Here is an 18,369-nt window from a genome sequence, read left to right as displayed (position 1 = left end):
TCCTGGCCCTGTGGGGCATCTGTGTTCTGCTGATCCCGATCTACCTGCGGACCTTGTCCAGCGACTGGTCAGCCCGACACGAAGTGGCCGAAGCGCTTGACGAAGCGCTTGATGAGCCAGATGCCAGGCACGAGGGCGGCGAAAGCAAAGGCAAAGGCCGAGCCTGAATCACCAACTCACACCCCAAGGCGCGGAACGCGGCGGCCAGGGTGTCGATCTGGGTGGCGTGGTGCAGATCCAGAATGCGGTGGACCTCCTGGGGCTTGATGCCCATGGCGCGTGCCAGATCGGCCGGCCGAGTAAGGGATTCAAGGCAGGTGTTGTGCAGCAACAACTTGGCCACGATGGTGGGAGGCAATGCAAGCAGGTGCTCACCCGAGCGGGCCGGACTGGGCAGGGGCACCGGGCGCCGGTCTTCCACATAGAAGTCCATCGCGGTGGTCAGGGCATCGATCGCCATGGCATGCGCCTGCGCGAAGGTGTCGCCTTGGGTGATCGCCTCGGGAATGTCGCGAAACGTGACGACGAAGCCGCCATGAACGGACTCCTCAAAACAGGCAGGGAACTTGAGCATCTGGTCTTCCGATGGACCGCAAGGCGGTCAAAACGTCAACCATGCCCCAGCCCGGCCAAGCGCGTCGGGAAAAGCCCGCGCTCGCGGTGCCGCAGCCGACGGGCGTTTGATGCTGACGGACGACCAATCCAAGCCCCCCTCAAAGCGTTGAAATGAAACCCGTCCGAACGCCTGCGCAACGCCATGAAGCAGCCCCGTTCTGCCCCGTGCGAGTCAGGCCGGGGCGAGCTCCTCAATCCAGACTGATGTTGTTGTTCTTGACCACCGCCATCCAGCGCTTGCTGTCGGCCTGCAGCACGGTGGCAAAGGTTTCGGGGCTGCCGCCGATGGGCACCAGGCCCATGCTGGCCAGGTATTTGCGGTACTCGTCGGAGGCCACGATCTTCTGGGAGATCGACGACACCTGATCGATGACGGCCTGCGGCGTGCCCTTCAAAGCGAACACGCCATGCCAGGAGTCGCCCTCGAAGCCCGGGAAGGTCTCGGCCACGGTGGGCACCTGGGGCAGGGACTCCAGGCGTTGCCGGCTGGACACGGCCAGCGCGCGGACGCGGCCGGTGCGGATGAACTGCAACACATCGGCGATCGGGCTGAAGGCCGTGCCCACCTGACCGCCCACGATGTCGTTGAGGCCGCCGTCCTTGTAGGGCACATGGTTCAGCGTGATGTTGGCGCTGTTGGCAAAGTAGGCCATCGACACATGGGGCGCCGTGGCCACGCCGTAGGAGGCGTAGCTGAGCTGGTTGGGGTGCTCCTTGGCGTCCTTGATCAGGTCGCCCAGGGTCTTGTAGGGCGAACTGGCCGCCACGCTGATCACCAGCGGGATCGACAGGGTCTGGATCACGGGCACCAGATCGCTGGTCTGGTAGGGCAGCTTTTTGTACACATAGGGGTTGATGGCCACCGTGCCGCTGGCGGTGTACAGAAAGGTGTAGCCGTCCGCCGGCGAGGCCACGAACTGCTGGGTGCCCACGATGGTGCTGGCCCCGGGCTTGTTGTCGACCACCACCCCCTGCCCCAGGGCCTTGCCCAGCCGCTCGCCCCAGAACCGGGCCATCACATCGGGGGCGGTTCCGGCCGGGAACGGCACGATGACCTTGATCACCTTGCTGGGGTATTTGTCCTGCGCCAGGGCCGGGCCGCAGGCCGCTGCGGCCAGGCCGAGCAGGGCCAGGTGGCACCCCCTGCGAGAAAGGCCGCGAGAAAGGCTGCGGGAAAGGCTCTGGGCCAACCCGGGGCTGGATCGGAGGGCGGTGGTTTGGGGGGCGGTGGTTTGGCGTGTCATGTTGTCTCCTGGTTGTTGTGGGGTTCAGTCCGGCGTGCCCGGCCGGGTGCCTTCGTAGGCCATTTGCAAAAGCTGGCGCAGCGCGGCCTGCTCCAGGGGCCGCGGGTTGGGGTATTGCTGGGTCAGGGCCAGTTCGCAGACGCGGTCGAGGTCGCGCTCTTGCAGGCCCAGCTCACGCAGGCTCAGCGGCGTGCCCAGCGAGCGGGCCAGGTCGTACAGGCCGGTGGCGGCTTGCCCCGCGTGGGGCAGGCCCAGCGCCCGGGCGATGCGCTGGGCGGCCAGGGGCACCTGCGGCAGATTGAAGGCCAGCGCATGCGGCAGCACCACGGTGTGGGTTTCGGCATGGGGCAGGTTGAAGCTGCCGCCCAGGGTGTGGCAGAGCTTGTGGTGCAAGGCCATGCTCACCTGCCCCAGCACGCTGCCGCACAACCAGGCGCCATACAGGGCCTGGGCGCGGGCTTCGCCAGCCTGGGCCGACGGGCCCGGGCCCGAGCCAGGGTGAGGGGGCTGCTGGCGTATCTGCGGCAAGGCCGTGGCCAGGGCCCGGATGCCCTCCTCGGCCATCAGGTCCAGGATGGGGTTGCTGTCGCTGGCGTACAGGCCCTCGACCGCGTGGGCCATGGCGTTCATGCCGCTGGTGGCGCTGAGGGCCAGGGGCAGGCTGCGACTCAGCTCGGGGTCGTAAATCACGGTGCGCGGCAGGACGCGGGGATCGCGCCCCGTCTTCTTGAGGCCGGCCTCGGTGATGCCGTAGATCGGGGTCATCTCGCTGCCGGCATAGGTGGTGGGAATGGCCACGATCGGCAGCCCCGACTCCAGGGCGATGGCCTTGCCCAGCCCGATGGTCGAGCCGCCACCCAGCGCGATGGCGCAATCGGCCTGCAGGCGGGCGGCCTCGGCACGGGCCGCACGGGCGGTTTCGATGGGCACGTGCATCACGGCCTGGGCGTACAGGCCCGCCGCACGCGGGCCCAGGCGATCGACCACGGCCTGGGCCGCCCCGGCCTGCTGCGGGGTGCACAAGACCAGCGCCCGCCGCGCGCCCAGAAGATCGATTTCGCGCTCCAGGTGCTGGAGCGAACCGGCGCCAAACACGACGCGAGGCGATTGGGCCTGGTAGATGAAGTCGTTCATTGGGGTGGCTCCGGGGTGTCGATCGCGGCCGCCAGGGGCGCCCAGGCGTAGTCCACCTGATGGCGCGCCGTGCGCATGCTGCCCAGTGCGGCCTTCAGTTGCAGGTGTTCGGGGTGGGTGGCGTAGGCATCCAGGGCGGCCTGGGAGGCGAACTCGCTGTAGAGCACCACATCGCAGGCGTAGTCGACCCCGCTGCTGTCCACACCGATGTCCAGCTGCAGCAGGCCGGGGATGCGGCCCCTGAGCCGCTCAAAGCCCTGGCGCAGGCGCTCGATGTTGGCGCGCTTTTCTGCCGGGCTGGCCCCGGCGATGTTCCACATCACGATGTGGCGCACGTGTGGGCCGGGGTTCATGGGGCGAATCCGATCCGCTGGGGCCAGAGGTTGCTGAAGGCATGGATCTGCACGCTGGCGTACAGGCCTGAGCGGTGAAACGGCTCCTGCGCCAGCCAGGCCTCGGCCGCGGCGCGGCCCGGGAAGTCGATGACCAGCAGGCTGCCGATCATGGTCTGGCCATCGTCTTGCAGCAGGGGGCCGGCAAAAGCGATGCGCTCTTGAAGCTGGGCCAGACAGGCTTTGTGCTCGGGGCGCGTTTGCAGGCGCAGCGCGGCCGACCCGGGCCGGTCGATGAGGTGAAAGACGTACAGCATGGTGTTATTGCGCCGAGGCCGGGTTGAGCACGAAGTCGTACTCCAGCAGGTAAGAGCCGTCGGGCTGGGGCACCCAGTCGCACACCAGCGACTGGCGCACGCCGAACACGGCGTCCGAGTCGAGGTAGTCGCTCTGATCGCGGAACACATGGGTGATCAGGCTCTGGTAGCCCGGCGCGTCGATCTTGAAGTGCAGGTGGGCGGGCCGCCAGGGATGGCGGCCGGTGGCCTCCAGCAGCGCCCCCACCGGCCCATCGTGCGGAATGGCGTAGGGCACGGCCACGATGGAGCGGAAGTGGTAGCGGCCCTGGGCATCGGCGTTCAAGGTGCCGCGCGCCTGGGCCTGGGTCAGGCCCTCGTGCTGCACGTCGTACAGGCCGTCCTCGTCCGACTGCCAGACATCCAGATGCGCCCCGGCCACCGGCTGGCCCCGGGTGTCGAGCACCCGACCGCGCACCAGGCAGGGTGTGCCCTTGGCGCCGTTGGAGATGTCGGCCCCCAGCTCGTAATGGGGGGCGTTCTTGACATGGAAGGGCCCGAACACCGTGGCCTCGGTGCAGCCATGGGGCTTGTCCTGGTTCATGGCCACCGTGAGCATCGACAGGCCCAGCACATCGGACAGCAGGATGAACTCTTGCCGGCGCTCGTCGGTGATGTGGCCGCAGCGGGTCAGGAACTCGATGCCTGCAAACCACTCCGCCTCGGTCAGCTTCACCTCGCGGGCAAAGGCATGCAGGTGCTGCACCAGGCTGATCATGATCTCTTTGAGCCTGGGGTCGCGGGTGTCGCCAAAGCTGGCGATGACCGCCTGGGTGATGTTGTCTTGATTGAGGTTGCGCATGCCGTGTCTCCTGGGGTTGAGGCCTCTGCCTGGGCCCTGGGTGACACTTTAGAATTTCACGCAGAAGAATAAAACAGCATTCAAAGGAAATCATATTTCCATAAAATGGAAATATGGATCGCCTCACCGAGCTGGAACTGTTTGTCAAAGTGGCCGAACTGGGCAGCCTGGGCGGCGCGGCCGAGGCCTTGGGCCTGTCCAACCCGGCCGCCAGCCGCTACCTGGCCTCACTCGAGGCCCGGCTCAGTGCCCGCCTGGTCGAGCGCAACACGCGGCGCCTGTACCTGACCAGCGAGGGGCAGGATTTTTACGAACGCGCCCGCGCCCTGCTGGCCGAGCTGAAAGAGGCCGAGGCGGCCGTCCACTCCAGCACCTTGAACCCGTCTGGCGTGCTGCGCATCAGCGCCTCGCTGTCGTTTTCAATGCAGCAGATCGCGCCGCGCCTGGTGCGCTACCACCAGCTCTACCCCCAGGTGCGCATCCACATCGAAACCGCCAACCGCTACCTGGACATGATCGACAACGGCATCGATGTGGCCATCCGCAACCGCGAGTTCGAACCCGACAGCAGCATCACCATCCGGCGCCTGGGCTCGACCCGCCGGGTGCTGTGCGCCTCGGCCAGCTACCTGGCCGAGCGGGGCCAGCCCCAGACGCCCGAAGCGCTGGCGGGCCACGACTTTCTGATCTATGTGCACGCCAACAACGCCCACGAGCTGCGTCTGAGCCGGGGCGACCACACCCAGACCGTGCCCATCCAGGGCCTGCTCGAATCCAACGACGGCCAGGTGCTGCGCGCCGCCGCGCTCAGCGGCCTGGGCATTCTGGTGCAGCCCAGCTACATCGTGTACGACGACATCGTGGCGGGCCGGCTGGTGCCGCTACTCAACGACTGGGACCTGCCCCGCATCCAGATCAACATCGCCTACCCCAACCGGCGGCACCTGTCGGCCAAGGTGCGCTCCTTCATCGACTTCATGGTGGCCGAGTTCGAGCGCGATGAGGCCGAGCGCAAATGGACCAGCTTCATGGGGCTGCAGCGCACGGTGGGCCGATGAGCCGATGAGCCGCCCCCATGAAAAAACCCGCCACGCTGGCAGGCGGGGCGGGTAAAACGCAATGAAAAATCACCTGGGAAACCGGGCCGGCGCGGCAGCGCCCGCCCGGTTCAGCCCGTCAGAAGCGGTGCTGGATACCGACCGACAGGCCGGTGTTGCTGGTGGTGCCGCTGGCGGTCTGGGCGGCCGTCATGCCCTTGGCCTTGGTGTAGTCGATGGCGGCGTACAGGTCGGTGCGCTTGCTCAGGGTGTAGCGGGCGCGGGCGGCAAAGGTGTCATAGCGGTTGGACGACAGGCCATCGGCGCTGTACTTGGTGTTGTAGTAGGCCACCACCACCTGGGTCAGCGGCGTGGCATTGAAGCCCACGCCCAGGTCGAACACCGCGGCCTTCAGGCCGGTGGTGCTGGCCGAGGCGCCGGCCAGGAACTTGTACAGCGAGGTGCTGGAGCCCGAGTTGGTCAGGATCGAGGTGTTGCTGTTCACAAAGCCGGCGTCGGCCTGCATCTGGGTGTAGCCACCGGTGACCTTGTAGCCTTCGAAGATGTAGTTGCCGCCCGTGGTCAACAGGGTTTGCTTGCGGCCGGCGGTGTCGCGCAGGCGGTCGTACGACAGGCCCAGTTGCAGGGGGCGAACGTCGTACTTGGCCATGAACTGCACCGACGAGTTGGCGGCGGTGGAGCCCGACACGTTGCCGAACGAGTAAGCTAGGCCCAGGTTGGTGCCTGCCAGCTTGGGGCTCAGGTACTTGACCATGTTGTCGCGGCGCGAGGTGTCCAAGGCCGAACCCACCAGGGTGCCCAGGGGGTTCACCGAGGTGGCCGACACGGCGGCGTTCTGGCGGTTGGTGGTCAGCTCCTGGCCCAGCGGATCGTTCACATAGCCCGCCTGCAGGTCATAGGCAAAGGTGGTGTTGCGGCCGATGTCGACACGGCCCCAGCTGTCTTCCATGCCCAGCACGGCGCGGCGGTCGAAGATGTTGCTGGTGCTGGAGCCGGCACCCGTGCCCGCGTTGATGCCCGACTCCAGGTTGAAGTTGGCCTTCATGCCGCCGCCCAGGTCTTCCGTGCCACGGAAGCCGAAGCGCGAGGTGTTCAGAATGCCCGAGGTGAACAGGTTCTGCGTACCGGTGTTGCCCGCACTGCCCTTGGGGCCGGCGCTGTCGTGGCGCACGCCACTGTCCAGCAGGCCATACAAAGCCACGCTCGATTGGGCTTGCGCCACCGAAGTCAGCGCGCCCAGGGCGGCCAGAGCGATCAGGGTCTTTTTCATCATGTGTCCTCGATTCGTCAGCGCCTGGCTGACGACTAGATTGCGTTGAAAGGCGATGCCGACCTCACCCGCACGGGCAGTTCGCCTGCGGGGCATGGCGGCAACAAGTTGCTTGAACGGGGCTTGGCAAGCCCGGGCCACACAAGCCCATCACCCGCTGACCCCGTTCGTTTGCCGAACCACGATGGCAAGGCTGTGCCAACTTTGCCCGTCACCCGTCTCGGCTTCGTGACAATCAAGTCATGACGCACAATAAAAACTGGTATTTGAATTTGTAATATTTCTTGAACAGAAATAGTGTGAGTTCATTGAACGAACAACAACGGCACATGACGGGCCGGGCCCCCGCGCCCTGGCCGCCCCAGGTGCGAGCGCCTGCAGAGCCCCCCTGCACGGCGCGCCCGGCTGCCGGGCCAGTCAAACCACGGCAGCGCTGAACGCCTCGGGCTGCCGCGCCAGCAACTGCGACAGCCGCTGCAGGCCGGCCTGCAAGCGCCCACGGTCCTGGATGCCGCCCAAGGAGATCCGGATGGCATTGGCCGACCTGCTGCCCATGGCAAAGGCCTCTGCCGGCGTGACGGCAATGCCCTCGCTGTCGGCGGCACGGGCCAGTTGCGAGGGGCTCCAGTACGCCGGCAACTGCAGCCACACATGCAGGCCGTCGCCAGCGCCGCTGTAGCGCCCGGCCAGCACATCCCGGGCCATCCAGTGGCGCTGGCGCGCCTCCTGGCGCACGCCTTGCATCAAGCCGTCGGCCGAACCGTCGAAGATCCACTGCGTGGCCAGGGCGGCGCTCAGCGGGGCCGCCATCAGCGCAAAAGACCTCAGCGCGAGCAGAAAGCGCTCCCGCTCTTGCGGGTCGCGCATCAACACGTAGGCCACCCGCAAGCCGGGCGTGAGGCATTTCGACAGGGTGGAGATGTAGTACACCTGCTCTGGCGCATAGGTGGCCACCGGAGGGGGCGCGGCATCGGCCAGGCGCCAGTAGGGGTCGTCTTCGATGATGCGCAGCTGGCAGCGCTGGGCCACGCTGGCAAGCGCCTGGCGCCGGTGCTGCGGCATGGTGATGGCGGTCGGGTTCTGCAAGGTCGGATTGAGGTAGAGCAGCCCGGGCGGGTGCTGGTGCTGGTGCTGGTGCTGGTGCTGGTGCTGGTGCTGGTGCTGGTGCTGGTGCTGGTGCTGGTGCTGGCGGCAGGCTTGCTCCAGCCGATCGGGCAGCATGCCCTGCTCGTCCGCCTCCACCACCTGGATGCGCCGGCCAAATTGGGTGGCCGCGGCGCGCAAGCCCGGGTAGCCCATCGGCTCTGTGAGGATGACATCGCCCGGCCCCGTCAACGCCAGCATCAAGGCGGCGATGGCCGCCTGCGCCCCCGGGCAGACCACCAACTGACTGGCCTCCAGCGGCCCCAACATGGGCTCAAGCCACCGGGCCCCAGCCTGGCGGTCGGAGTCGCTGCCGCCGGCCAGGTGGTAGGTCATCAACATGCCGCCATCGGCCCTCATCAGCACTTGAGACAGGCCTTGTTTCAACAGGTCGTCAAAATCCACCCCCTGCGGCTGTGGCGGGGTGTTCATGCTCAGGTCGAGCACGGCGCTCAGCTCGACCTTGGGCGCCGCCACATAGGTGCCCCGGGCACCACGCCCCTCCAGCAGCCTGCGGCGCCGCGCCTCGTCGTAGGCGCGCGTGACCGTCGTCAGGTCCACCGCCAGCCACGCGGCCATCTGGCGCTGCGGCGGCAGACGGTCACCGGGCTTCAGCGATCCATCAGCCACCGCCGCCTGCACGGCGTCCGCAATCTGCAAAAAACGGGGCCCACCGCGCACCGCCAGCAGCGGCAACCAGCTTGGCAAAGCCTCATCTTGTATGCTTTTTGGGGTGGGCATTTTGTCTCAATGTATGGAAATTGCTTTTGGTTAGTATGCCCAAGGACAGGCCACCCCACCGCTCTTGCAGGCCATCGTGGCTGTTCACCCCCTGCACTGCCAACGGCATCGATCAACCACCAGGAAAGCCCCCAAATCATGGACTGGATCCCCATCGTCTTCGCCACCTTCAAGCTGCTCGTGCTGGGCACCGGCATGTTCTACGCCATCAAATGGCATTACGACCAAGGCAAGAAGGACAAGAAACAGCGCGAACAAGAGACCCGAGCCTTGCTGCGCGCCAGCGGCAAGGTGGCCGCCGGCTTCATGCTGTCGCTGCTGGTTCTGGGCGTGGTCACCTTCGAGCTGGCGAGCACGCTGGGGTTGGAGTTGAGCTTTCCGTGAGGGGGGTTTGACGTGCAGATGTGAAAAACGGACCTTTGGGTCCGTTTTTTTATGTGGTGGCGGAATCGGAGAAATCTGGCCCCAGATCCTGCCATGCGTACATCGCAAAAAAACAGCGGATTCATCGAGCCTGCAAACCGACTCAGGGCAAAAGGCCCATGTCTGAAATGGGCCGAGACTGTGTGGAAACGCCCGTGATCTTCGTAAAATCTGATCACCCGTACTGAGCGAGGCGGCGCATGAAGAGATTCATCGAAGGCAGGTCTCTATACTGCCGGAGTGCCTGGACGACTACATCGGGCAAGACAATCCAGTCAAGGTTGTAGATGTCTTCGTCGAAGAACTCGACTGGCTTGGAGTCCGGGCGGCAGAAGAAGATAATCCCTGATGGCCGAGGCTCTCCCCAAGAGGAGAAGTACTGAGAAGACAAATAAAATCATTAGACTATTGAAAACCATTCACCAAACGTCGAGAACATAATGTTAAAACGAAAAATTGCTGAAATATTGAGGAAAATTCATCTCCTACAACTAGCAGACAGCGCCCTACTAATCATCGAGCGGCTTCGGAATTATTTTCCAAACCGTAGATTTAGCTTACAGAATCCATATTTCAAAACCCCTCCGGCTCATCTCGCCTACGATGCATACAATCATGTACGTTGGCAAACGTATCATGACATGGGCCGCCGCCATGCTGAATTGATTGCGGACCTAATAAAGAAACACGTCAAAGAACAAAATATAAAAATTTTCGAGTGGGGCTGCGGTCCAGCACGCGTAATAAGGCATCTCACTAAGATTGAAGGATTTCGAAAAATAGATATTTTCGGTGCTGACTACAACAAGGAATCGATAAGGTGGTGCCAAAAAAACATAGATTCTATTAGCTTCATGACGTCACAACTTAAGCCGCCTTTGCCAAATCCGATTAAGGATTTTGATTGCATTTACGCACTATCAGTATTTACCCACCTTTCTGAAAGAATGCATTACGAGTGGATGGATGAATTACTGAAGGCACTTAAGCCTGATGGCATTCTAATTTTCACGACGCAAGGCGATATATTCAAGAACCGACTGCTACTGGCTGATAGGGAGAAGTATGAGATTGGTCAATTAGTAGTCAAGGATCAAATTCAAGAAGGAAAAAAACATTTTTCAGCTTTCCACCCCCCAGATTTCGTGATTAATCATCTATTGAAAGATTGCGTTGTTGTCCAACATATCGAATCGCCGACCTCTTACTCGCTAGAGCAGGATGTCTGGGTAGTCAAAAGGCCGATTGTTGTTTGAGAATGCCCGCGAATTTCAGAGTTCATAGCGCAATCCGGAGAATAAGTCTACAACGACGGCAGATTTCATTTGAGACTTGAGTGCCCTGGATCGCGCACCCGGTACACCGCTCGCTTGATCACCGACAGAGAAACACCAAACCTGGTGCCCAGGCCATTGAGTGTATGCAATCCAGTTTCGTAGCGCCTGACAACCTCCGCCTCATGTTCCGCAGACGAGGCCCGGCGACGGCCCACCTTCGCACCTCGCGCAATCGCGGGCTGCTGGCCCGCTATTGCGCGCTCCCGGATGATGGCCCGCTCCAGTTGGGCCACCGCCCCCAGGATCTGAATCACAAACGCCCCCATGGCCAATGTCGTATCCAGCGGCTCAGTTAGTGAGCCCACCAGTGCGCCGGATTCCCTGATGCGGTCCAGGATGGCCAGCAGATCCTTTAGCGAACGCGCAATGCGATCGATCTTGTAGACCACCAAGACGTCACCCTTGCCCAGGGCATCCAAGGCACTTTTGCAGCTCAGGCCCAGCGCCAACGCTGGACGTCTTCTTTTGATAGATGGCCTCGACCCCTGCGGCATTCAGCGCGTCAATCTGCAGGTGTGTTTCTTGTTCTCGGGTCGATAAAACCCGGATGACCGACGGCAGACCCAATACCACCCACCCTCACCCGGCATCGGACCTCATCAGGCGCGGCGATGACGCAGCGCATTGGCCGAGCAAACACTCAAAAATGGCAAAATCCGACCCATAAAATAGGGAGTAGCACATGCAGTTGGGTTCTTTGGGCTTGCCGATCGCCCTGATGGTGGTGATCGGGCTGGGGGTGCTGATGGCCACCCAAAGGCAAAAATCAGCAGGCCATGCCAAAGCCTCAGCCAAAGCGGAAAGGCCCAAGAAGAAGGCCGCCCTCACCGAACGCGAGCAAGCCATGTATTGGCGCCTGCGCGAGGTGCTGTCTGAGCGCACCCATGTCGTGCTGGCGCAGGTGTCGTTCTCGGCCCTGCTGGCATCCCGACAACAAGCCACACGCAACACCTTCAACCGCAAGACGGCCGACTTTGTGGTGTTCACCAAAGCCTTTGAGGTGGTGGCCGTCATCGAACTGGACGATGCCTCGCATCGCGGGCGCGAAAAAGAAGACGGCGCGCGTGAAAGCCTGCTGACCAATGCCGGCTACCGCGTGATCCGCTTCAAGAACGTGCCCGACCGGGGCGAGCTGATCACAACCCTCTTCCCGGTCGCGGCACCCGTGCCTTTGGCTGCAACCGCCGTTGCGGATTGAGACTGCCACGCCGCACTGCCCAGGGGCGAAAACGCAGCCCCATCTACTGGCAACGGTCATCCACTACGAGGTCAAGTACGTTGACGCCCACACCGGCGATCTGTTGTTCGAGGTCGACCGACCTGCCCGTGCGTGTGCTTGTCACGCCCAGGCCTGACCAGCCCGCCGCCGGGGCACCCTCAGTGGGCTGTACGAGCAAGGCCCAGCGCATGGCAGGTTTGCATCATTTGGGGCTGATCAGGTCAGCCAGGGCGTACCGACGTACCGCGATCGGGCACAGGAGCTGTCGGGGGTGACCGACCAGCAGTTGAAACGGGTGAGGGTTCTTCTGTTGGGGCGCCTGCAGCGATGATCACCGCTTGACCACCGATACCCAAGCTCAAGACATCGTCCACATTAAATGCGGTAATCCACATTTTTTTGTGGATTGTGATCCAATGCAAGGCATGCTGCACCGCTATGCCTTTTCCAATTTCCAGTCGTTCCGTGAGCGGACTGAAGTGTCCTGGGTGCTCGACGGCAAGGTGCCATCGGGTGTCTGGTCTCACCAAGCGCCCCATGGCGAGCGCATCAGCCGGGTCATGGCTGTTGTGGGTGCCAATGCCAGCGGCAAAACCGCTTTGCTCAAACCCATTTTGTTCCTGAAGTGGTTCATCTCCCACTCATTTGCAGACCCGCACCAAGGACTGATGCCGTTCCAACCCCATTTGGCAGCGGCCGACGCGCCTTCCGAATTCGAGCTGGAAGTCGATTTCGAAGGCAAGCTGTGGCGCCATGTCCTGCGGGCAACACCCCAACGGGTCTTGCATGAGGCGCTTTATGTGAAACATGAGCGCATGCGCTATGTCTTTGTCAGAGACTGGAATGACGGCACGCAAAGCTACGACGTCAAGCAGCAAGGCTTTGGTCTTGCCGCATCCGAAGCACGGAAAGTGCGGCCCAACGCCTCATTGATCGCGACGGCGGCCCAGTATGGTGTCGAGTTGGCGCAACGGCTCGGCGCGGGCATGGTGTTCAGCAACCTCCATCAGTTCGGTCGTCAGGTCAATGACCCGGGCCAGCTCGTTCAGGCCGCCACGCATTTCTCGCAGCAGGGCACACAGATGAAGCAAGCCGTCTCCTTGCTCAAGAGCTGGGACCTGGGCTTGAAAGACATCCAGCTTCGGGAAATCGAGACCCTGCAGCCTGATGGCAGCAAGGGCAAGGTGTGGCTGCCTTTTGGTGTCCACGCGTCCAGTCCGGCGATGGATTTCGAATTGCCATTCATGCTTGAATCCAACGGCACCCAGAGTGCCTTGGTCTTGCTGTCGAAGTTGCTGCCAGCGCTGGCCGGCGGTGGCTTGGCCGTCATTGATGAATTCGAGAACGACCTGCACCCTTTGATGCTTGAACCCCTGATGGAGCTTTTTGCGAGCCCCCGCACCAATCCACACGCCGCCCAGTTGCTGTTCACATGCCACGCCGTCGAAGTGCTCAACCTGGTCCATAAATCCCAGGTCATGCTGGTTGAGAAAGACGAGACCAACCAAAGTACAGCCTGGCGCCTGGACAGTGTCAGTGGCGTGCGAAACGACGACAACCTTTACGCCAAGTACATGGCCGGAGCCTACGGCGCGGTGCCCCAGCTATGACAAACAGGTGCCCCTGCGCTCTCTTGCTGCGCGTGGTCACTGCCTCCCAGGGGCTCGCTATTCAACTGGGTACAGCCCGACGATGAAAAAGGCTGCGTCCAAACACGCTGCAGCGCTCACCCTCTTGCTGGTCGGGGAAGGCGATGCCGAGGTGGCCTTTCTGGGCCTTTTGAAGGCGTTGTATGTGCATCGGGGTTCAGGCGTTGCCGTCACCATCAAGAACGCCCATGGAAAAGGGGCGAAAACGTCATCGACGTAGCGCGTCGGCAGTGTCAGAACAAGGGCTTTGACGCGGTAGCCGCCCTGTTCGATACCGACGTGGGCTGGAATGACAGCACGCGTAAAACAGCCCAAAAACATGGCATCTTGCCCTTGCTGTGCCCCCCCTGCCTGGAGGCCTTGCTGCTGGGAATCGCAGGCGCCCCGGTGGAGGGCTTGAACACCGATCAACTGAAAAACCGCTTCAAACACCATTTTGGATGCGATGCATCGGCGCTATCCATGCCCCAGCACTTCAACCAGGCCTTGATTGAACAAAAGGCTCCGGATTTCCCAACACTTGCCAAGCTGGTCCAGCTCCTGAAAACCGGCAAAGCACTCTGAACCGCCATGGCTTCATCATGACTGCGTGTGGATCCGCCCGATACAGGCTGGGTCAAAAGCGATGCATCCCGATGCCTGACAGGGAATTCGCAGCACAAACGAAAAACGGACCCGAAGGTCCGTCTTTGAAAGTTGCTGGCGGAAACGGAGGGATTCGAACCCTCGATGAGGCTCTACACCCCATACTCCCTTAGCAGGGGAGCACCTTCGGCCACTCGGTCACGTTTCCAGCAATTCCGCTATTCTAGCCTAGTTTTTGGCCTGTTTCAGGAAACCGGCTGGTCCAGATCGAATGCCTTGTGCAGGGCGCGCACGGCGAGTTCCATGTACTTTTCGTCGATCACGACCGAGGTCTTGATTTCGGAGGTGGAGATCATCTGGATGTTGATGCCTTCTTCCGACAGGCTGCGGAACATCTTGCTGGCCACGCCCACATGGCTGCGCATGCCGATGCCGACGATACTGACCTTGCAGATCTTGGTGTCGCCCACCACTTCGGCGGCGCCCAGGCTGGGCAGCACCTTGGTGTTCAGCAGTTCGACGGTGCGGGCGTATTCGCCACGGTGCACGGTGAAGCTGAAGTCGGTCTTGCCGTCTTTGCTGAGGTTCTGGATGATCACGTCGACTTCGATGTTGGCATCGGCGACGGCGCCCAGGATGTGGTATGCGATACCGGGCTTGTCGGGCACGCCCAGGACGGAAACCTTGGCTTCGTCACGGTTGAACGCGATGCCGGATACGACGGCTTGTTCCATTTTTTCGTCTTCCTCAAAAGTGATCAACGTGCCGGACTTGGCTTCTTCGTTGATGTCAATGTCCCACGGGGTGAAGCTGGACAGCACGCGCAGCGGCACCTTGTACTTGCCGGCAAATTCGACCGAGCGGATCTGCAGCACCTTGGAGCCCAGCGAGGCCATTTCGAGCATTTCTTCAAAACTCACGGTCTGCAGGCGGCGGGCTTCGGCCACCACGCGCGGGTCGGTGGTGTAGACGCCGTCCACGTCGGTGTAGATCAGGCACTCGGCAGCCTTCATGGCGGCGGCCACGGCCACGGCCGAGGTGTCGCTGCCGCCACGGCCCAGGGTGGTGATGTTGGCCTCTTCGTCCACACCCTGGAAGCCGGTGATGACCACCACCTTGCCAGCGGCCAGGTCGGCACGCACACGGTCGTCATCGATGGATTCGATGCGGGCCTTGGTGAAGGCGCTGTTGGTCTTGATGGGCACCTGCCAGCCAGCGTAGCTGACCGACTCCATGCCCTCTGCCTGCAGTGCGATGGCCAGCAAGGCCGACGAAGCCTGCTCGCCAGTGGCGGCCAGCATGTCGAGCTCGCGGTTGTAGGCGGCCGAAGACTTGGACGGTGCCAGCTCCTTGGCCAGACCCAGCAGGCGGTTGGTTTCGCCGCTCATGGCGCTCGGAACCACCACCATCTGGTGACCTGCGCGAGCCCATTTGGCGACGCGCTTGGCCACGTTGCGGATGCGCTCGGGCGAGCCCATCGACGTGCCGCCGTATTTGTGAACGATCAATGCCATTGGTGTGTCGGGGTACGAAACTCGGAAATCAGCGGCGCAGGTTGCAAAGTCGTTTTGGTGCGCCGCCCGTTTTCGTGCAAAAAGTGGGGACCAAAACCCGCTAATTGTACCAACCGAGCACCGCCCCCCTGCGCTGCACGTAACCAAGTCCTACTTTGAGGCGGATCTGGTGCCCGCGGGTGGTGCAGCTTTGCAGCTGACGCTGCAGCTCTTTCAGCTGCGCGGCGCTGGGCGTGGTGCCGTGCACCGACAGCAACCAGTGGCGCAGCACATTGGCCTGGCGTTCGGGGGCCAGGGCGCGCAGCTCGGCGATCACCGGGGGGATGCCCACCTGCTGCAGGTCGTCGCAGGCCAGGCCGTGCAACAGGGTCTGGGCCTGCGCGGCATGGGCCGCGCTGCGGGCCAGGGTGTCGCGAAAGGCCGGAAACACGGCCTCCAGGGCCGGCAGCAGTTCGTGCCGGATGCGGTTGCGGGTGTAACGCAGATCGGTGTTGCTGGGGTCGTCGACCCAGCCTTCGCCCTGGGCCTGCAGCCAGTCGCGCAAGGCCTGGCCGGGCACGCCCAGCAGGGGCCGAGCAAAGTCGATGCCACCGCGCTGCCAGTGGGCCGGCATGGCGGCCAGGCCGGGCAGGCCGGCGCCGCGCGACAGCGCCAGCAACAGGGTCTCGACCTGGTCATCGGCGTGCTGGGCCAGGGCCACGGTGCGCACGCCGGCCTCGCGCCACTCGTTCAGCAGCACCTCGTCAAACACCTGGTAGCGGCCACGGCGGGCCGCGTCTTCAGGGCTTTGGCCGGGGGCATGGCGGGCGTCGATGTGGCGCACCACCAAGGGCAGCTGCCAGCGCGCGCAGGTGGCGCGGCAGTGGGCCTCGAAGGCGTCGCCCGCGGCCTGCAGGCCGTGGTGGATGTGCAGGGCATGCACCTGGCCCGGCCAGCGGCGCGCGCAGGCCAGCAGCAAGGCGCTGGAGTCGGCGCCGCCGCTGTAGGCCACGCCCAAGGGCAGGAGGGGTTGGAAAGACGCCAGGGCGGCGTCGAACGAGGTGCTCATGAAAGGGGCGTGGGGGTGGTCACGCGGCGGTCCTCAGGGGCACCTGCGGTGCCGGGCCAGCGGGCCCGGCCTGCCTCAGCGGCTGTCGGCCTTGGTGTCGGTGTAGCGGCCGTAGCTTTGCAGGCGGTCGTAGCGGCGGTCGACCAACTCTTTGGTCTTGAGGTCGGCCACCTGGCGCCAGGCATCGTTGAGGGCGCGCTTCAGGAAGGCGGCCATCTGCTTGGGGTCGCGGTGGGCGCCGCCCACGGGTTCGTTGACGATCTTGTCGACCAGGCCGAGGGCCTTCAAGCGGTGCGCGGTGATGCCCAGGGCATCGGCCGCATCCTGGGCGCGGTCGCTGGTCTTCCAGAGGATGGAGGCGCAGCCCTCGGGGCTGATCACCGAGTACACCGAGTACTGCAGCATCAGCACCTGGTCGGCCACCGAGATGGCCAGGGCGCCGCCCGAGCCACCTTCACCAATGATGGTGGTGATGATGGGCACTTCGAGCTGGGCCATCTCGAAGATGTTGCGGCCGATGGCTTCGGACTGGCCGCGCTCTTCAGCGTCGATGCCGGGGTAGGCGCCCGGGGTGTCGACAAAGGTGAACACCGGCAGCTTGAACTTCTCGGCCGTCTTCATCAGGCGCAGGGCCTTGCGGTAGCCCTCGGGCTTGCTCATGCCGAAGTTGCGCAGGGCGCGCTCCTTGGTGTCGCGGCCCTTTTGCTGGCCCAGCACCATGCAGGCATGGCCATTGAAGCGGGCCAGGCCGCCGACGATGCTCAGGTCGTCCGAAAAGTGGCGGTCGCCATGCAGCTCGATGAAGTCGGTGAACAGCTCGCGCACGTAATCGAGCGTGTAGGGGCGCTCGGGGTGGCGGGCGATCTTGGTGATCTGCCAGGGCGACAGGTCGCTGTAGATGTCTTTGGTGAGCTGCTGGCTCTTTTTGCTGAGCTGGTCGATCTCTTCGGAGATGTCGACTGCAGACTCGTTTTGCACGTAGCGCAGTTCTTCGATTTTGGTTTCGAGTTCGGCAATCGGCTGCTCGAAATCAAGAAAGGTTTTTTTCGCCAACGTCATTCTCCTGTTGTTTCCACCGGCCGACCCCTTCGGTCTGGCCGGCATGGCGCACCGCCCGCGGGCAGCACGCAAGACCCGTGCACGATGCCGTCAAACGGCGACCGGCAGGGGATCCAGCGAGCGCCAAATATACCAAGTCGCCACGCTGCGGTAAGGCTCCCAGGCGGCAGCCACCTCACGGGCATCGCTGCGGCTCACAGGATCGCCCGAAAAATAGTTGTCGCTGATGCCCTTGATCAAACCCACGTCATCCAGCGGCAGCACATTGGGCCGCATGAGGTGAAAGATCAAGAACATCTCGGCGGTCCAGCGGCCGATGCCGCGAATGGCCACCAGCTCGGCAATGATGGATTCGTCGTCCATCGACTCCCAGGACTTCACGTGCACCGAGCCGGTGTCGAAATTGAGCGCCAGATCGACCAGGTACTCCACCTTGCGCGCGCTCAGGCCGGCCGCGCGCATGTCGTCCACCTTGAGCTTGAGCACGCTGGCCGGGGTCATGCTTTGCGACAGGGCCGAAAACTTGCGCCACACCGACTGGGCCGATTTGACCGAGATCTGCTGCCCCACCACCGAGCGGGCCAGGGTGGTGAAGGCATCGCCCCGGATCTGCAGGCAGGCATTGCCGAACTGCGGGATCAGGCGCTTCATGACCCGGTCTTTCTTGACCAGGTGCTTGCAGGCGTCCTGCCAGTAGGCCGGCGTGAGCACCTTGTCCGCACGGCTCTCATCGGGGCCTGAGGCCGGTGAATCGAGTGTCACCGCCTCAAAAGCCGCGGGCTGCTTGCTGACCGCCATCATGCGTCAGCCCCCACCACACTGCGACACGGCGCCCCTTGG

20 protein-coding genes and 1 tRNA gene are annotated in these 18,369 nt (G+C 63.3%); 7 read left to right on the top strand and 14 right to left on the bottom strand.

Annotated elements, in window-relative coordinates; translation table 11 throughout:
- Positions 1–40 precede the first annotated feature (40 nt).
- The 6 genes from F624_RS0111470 to F624_RS0111445 form a co-directional block, all read right to left on the bottom strand.
- The gene (locus F624_RS0111470; RefSeq protein ID WP_019574451.1) at positions 41–574 is read right to left on the bottom strand and encodes a hypothetical protein; all 534 of its coding nucleotides are present in this window, start codon (positions 572–574) and stop codon (positions 41–43) included.
- A 232-nt stretch (positions 575–806) separates the two neighbouring features.
- Entirely contained in the window at positions 807–1,859 is a 1,053-nt protein-coding gene (locus F624_RS0111465) for a Bug family tripartite tricarboxylate transporter substrate binding protein (RefSeq protein ID WP_019574450.1), read from the bottom strand.
- 24 nt (positions 1,860–1,883) lie between these two features.
- Complete coding sequence (locus F624_RS0111460) at positions 1,884–2,993, bottom strand: maleylacetate reductase (RefSeq protein ID WP_019574449.1); 1,110 nt, start codon at positions 2,991–2,993, stop codon at positions 1,884–1,886.
- The gene (locus F624_RS0111455; protein ID WP_019574448.1) at positions 2,990–3,346 is read right to left on the bottom strand and encodes a Dabb family protein; all 357 of its coding nucleotides are present in this window, start codon (positions 3,344–3,346) and stop codon (positions 2,990–2,992) included. Before F624_RS0111455 ends, F624_RS0111460 begins: the two co-directional genes overlap by 4 nt.
- Positions 3,343–3,642 carry a YciI family protein gene (locus F624_RS0111450; protein ID WP_019574447.1) on the bottom strand — a complete coding sequence of 100 codons (300 nt, stop codon included), beginning with the start codon at positions 3,640–3,642 and terminating at the stop codon, positions 3,343–3,345. Before F624_RS0111450 ends, F624_RS0111455 begins: the two co-directional genes overlap by 4 nt.
- A gap of 4 nt (positions 3,643–3,646) precedes the next feature.
- On the bottom strand, positions 3,647–4,483 hold the full coding sequence (locus tag F624_RS0111445) for an intradiol ring-cleavage dioxygenase (protein ID WP_019574446.1): 837 nt from the start codon (positions 4,481–4,483) through the stop codon (positions 3,647–3,649).
- Between the two features lie 113 nt (positions 4,484–4,596).
- Here F624_RS0111445 and F624_RS0111440 point away from each other — a divergent pair, with 113 nt between their 5' ends.
- On the top strand, positions 4,597–5,541 hold the full coding sequence (locus F624_RS0111440) for a LysR family transcriptional regulator (protein WP_019574445.1): 945 nt from the start codon (positions 4,597–4,599) through the stop codon (positions 5,539–5,541).
- A 118-nt stretch (positions 5,542–5,659) separates the two neighbouring features.
- Here the strand turns inward: F624_RS0111440 and F624_RS0111435 are convergent, their stop codons facing one another.
- Together F624_RS0111435 and F624_RS0111430 are read right to left on the bottom strand one after the other, a co-directional pair.
- The gene (locus tag F624_RS0111435) at positions 5,660–6,811 is read right to left on the bottom strand and encodes a porin (protein ID WP_157443420.1); all 1,152 of its coding nucleotides are present in this window, start codon (positions 6,809–6,811) and stop codon (positions 5,660–5,662) included.
- Between the two features lie 417 nt (positions 6,812–7,228).
- The gene (locus tag F624_RS0111430) at positions 7,229–8,695 is read right to left on the bottom strand and encodes an aminotransferase-like domain-containing protein (protein ID WP_031254755.1); all 1,467 of its coding nucleotides are present in this window, start codon (positions 8,693–8,695) and stop codon (positions 7,229–7,231) included.
- Positions 8,696–8,833: 138 nt separating this feature from the next.
- Between F624_RS0111430 and F624_RS0111425 the strand changes: the two genes are divergently transcribed.
- Complete coding sequence (locus F624_RS0111425; protein WP_019574442.1) at positions 8,834–9,079, top strand: hypothetical protein; 246 nt, start codon at positions 8,834–8,836, stop codon at positions 9,077–9,079.
- A 479-nt stretch (positions 9,080–9,558) separates the two neighbouring features.
- Positions 9,559–10,374: a class I SAM-dependent methyltransferase gene (locus F624_RS34070; protein WP_084679484.1), complete on the top strand. Its 816-nt coding sequence runs from the start codon at positions 9,559–9,561 to the stop codon at positions 10,372–10,374.
- Positions 10,375–10,439: 65 nt separating this feature from the next.
- Here the strand turns inward: F624_RS34070 and F624_RS32455 are convergent, their stop codons facing one another.
- On the bottom strand, positions 10,440–10,874 hold the full coding sequence (locus tag F624_RS32455) for a recombinase family protein (protein WP_337955912.1): 435 nt from the start codon (positions 10,872–10,874) through the stop codon (positions 10,440–10,442).
- Between the two features lie 263 nt (positions 10,875–11,137).
- On the opposite strand from F624_RS32455, the gene F624_RS33385 reads away from it, so the two are divergent.
- The 4 genes from F624_RS33385 (at position 11,138) to F624_RS0111390 (ending at position 13,887) form a co-directional block, all read left to right on the top strand.
- Entirely contained in the window at positions 11,138–11,653 is a 516-nt protein-coding gene (locus F624_RS33385; RefSeq protein WP_019574439.1) for a DUF2726 domain-containing protein, read from the top strand.
- A gap of 359 nt (positions 11,654–12,012) precedes the next feature.
- On the top strand, positions 12,013–13,284 hold the full coding sequence (locus F624_RS0111400; protein ID WP_245573611.1) for an AAA family ATPase: 1,272 nt from the start codon (positions 12,013–12,015) through the stop codon (positions 13,282–13,284).
- A gap of 82 nt (positions 13,285–13,366) precedes the next feature.
- Positions 13,367–13,543 (top strand): hypothetical protein, encoded by a 177-nt coding sequence (locus F624_RS34835; RefSeq protein WP_019574436.1) that lies wholly within the window; start codon positions 13,367–13,369, stop codon positions 13,541–13,543.
- 59 nt (positions 13,544–13,602) lie between these two features.
- Complete coding sequence (locus F624_RS0111390; RefSeq protein WP_019574435.1) at positions 13,603–13,887, top strand: hypothetical protein; 285 nt, start codon at positions 13,603–13,605, stop codon at positions 13,885–13,887.
- Positions 13,888–14,023: 136 nt separating this feature from the next.
- On the opposite strand, the gene F624_RS0111385 is transcribed toward F624_RS0111390, so the two are convergent.
- The 5 genes from F624_RS0111385 to F624_RS0111365 all read right to left on the bottom strand — a co-directional run bounded on the left by F624_RS0111385 (position 14,024) and on the right by F624_RS0111365 (position 18,330).
- A tRNA-Ser gene (locus F624_RS0111385) sits at positions 14,024–14,116 on the bottom strand.
- A gap of 37 nt (positions 14,117–14,153) precedes the next feature.
- A complete protein-coding gene (locus F624_RS0111380; RefSeq protein ID WP_031254750.1) occupies positions 14,154–15,422 on the bottom strand; it encodes an aspartate kinase in 1,269 nt (422 codons plus the stop codon).
- 100 nt (positions 15,423–15,522) lie between these two features.
- The gene (gene tilS / locus F624_RS0111375) at positions 15,523–16,470 is read right to left on the bottom strand and encodes a tRNA lysidine(34) synthetase TilS (RefSeq protein WP_019574433.1); all 948 of its coding nucleotides are present in this window, start codon (positions 16,468–16,470) and stop codon (positions 15,523–15,525) included.
- Positions 16,471–16,545: 75 nt separating this feature from the next.
- Positions 16,546–17,523 carry an acetyl-CoA carboxylase carboxyltransferase subunit alpha gene (locus F624_RS0111370; protein ID WP_019574432.1) on the bottom strand — a complete coding sequence of 326 codons (978 nt, stop codon included), beginning with the start codon at positions 17,521–17,523 and terminating at the stop codon, positions 16,546–16,548.
- Positions 17,524–17,619: 96 nt separating this feature from the next.
- Entirely contained in the window at positions 17,620–18,330 is a 711-nt protein-coding gene (locus F624_RS0111365; RefSeq protein WP_019574431.1) for a DNA-3-methyladenine glycosylase family protein, read from the bottom strand.
- Between the last annotated feature and the right edge of the window lie 39 nt (positions 18,331–18,369).

The organism is Curvibacter lanceolatus ATCC 14669 (assembly GCF_000381265.1).
GTDB classification, from domain to species: domain Bacteria; phylum Pseudomonadota; class Gammaproteobacteria; order Burkholderiales; family Burkholderiaceae_C; genus Curvibacter; species Curvibacter lanceolatus.
This window is presented reverse-complemented; position numbering and strand designations above follow the sequence as displayed.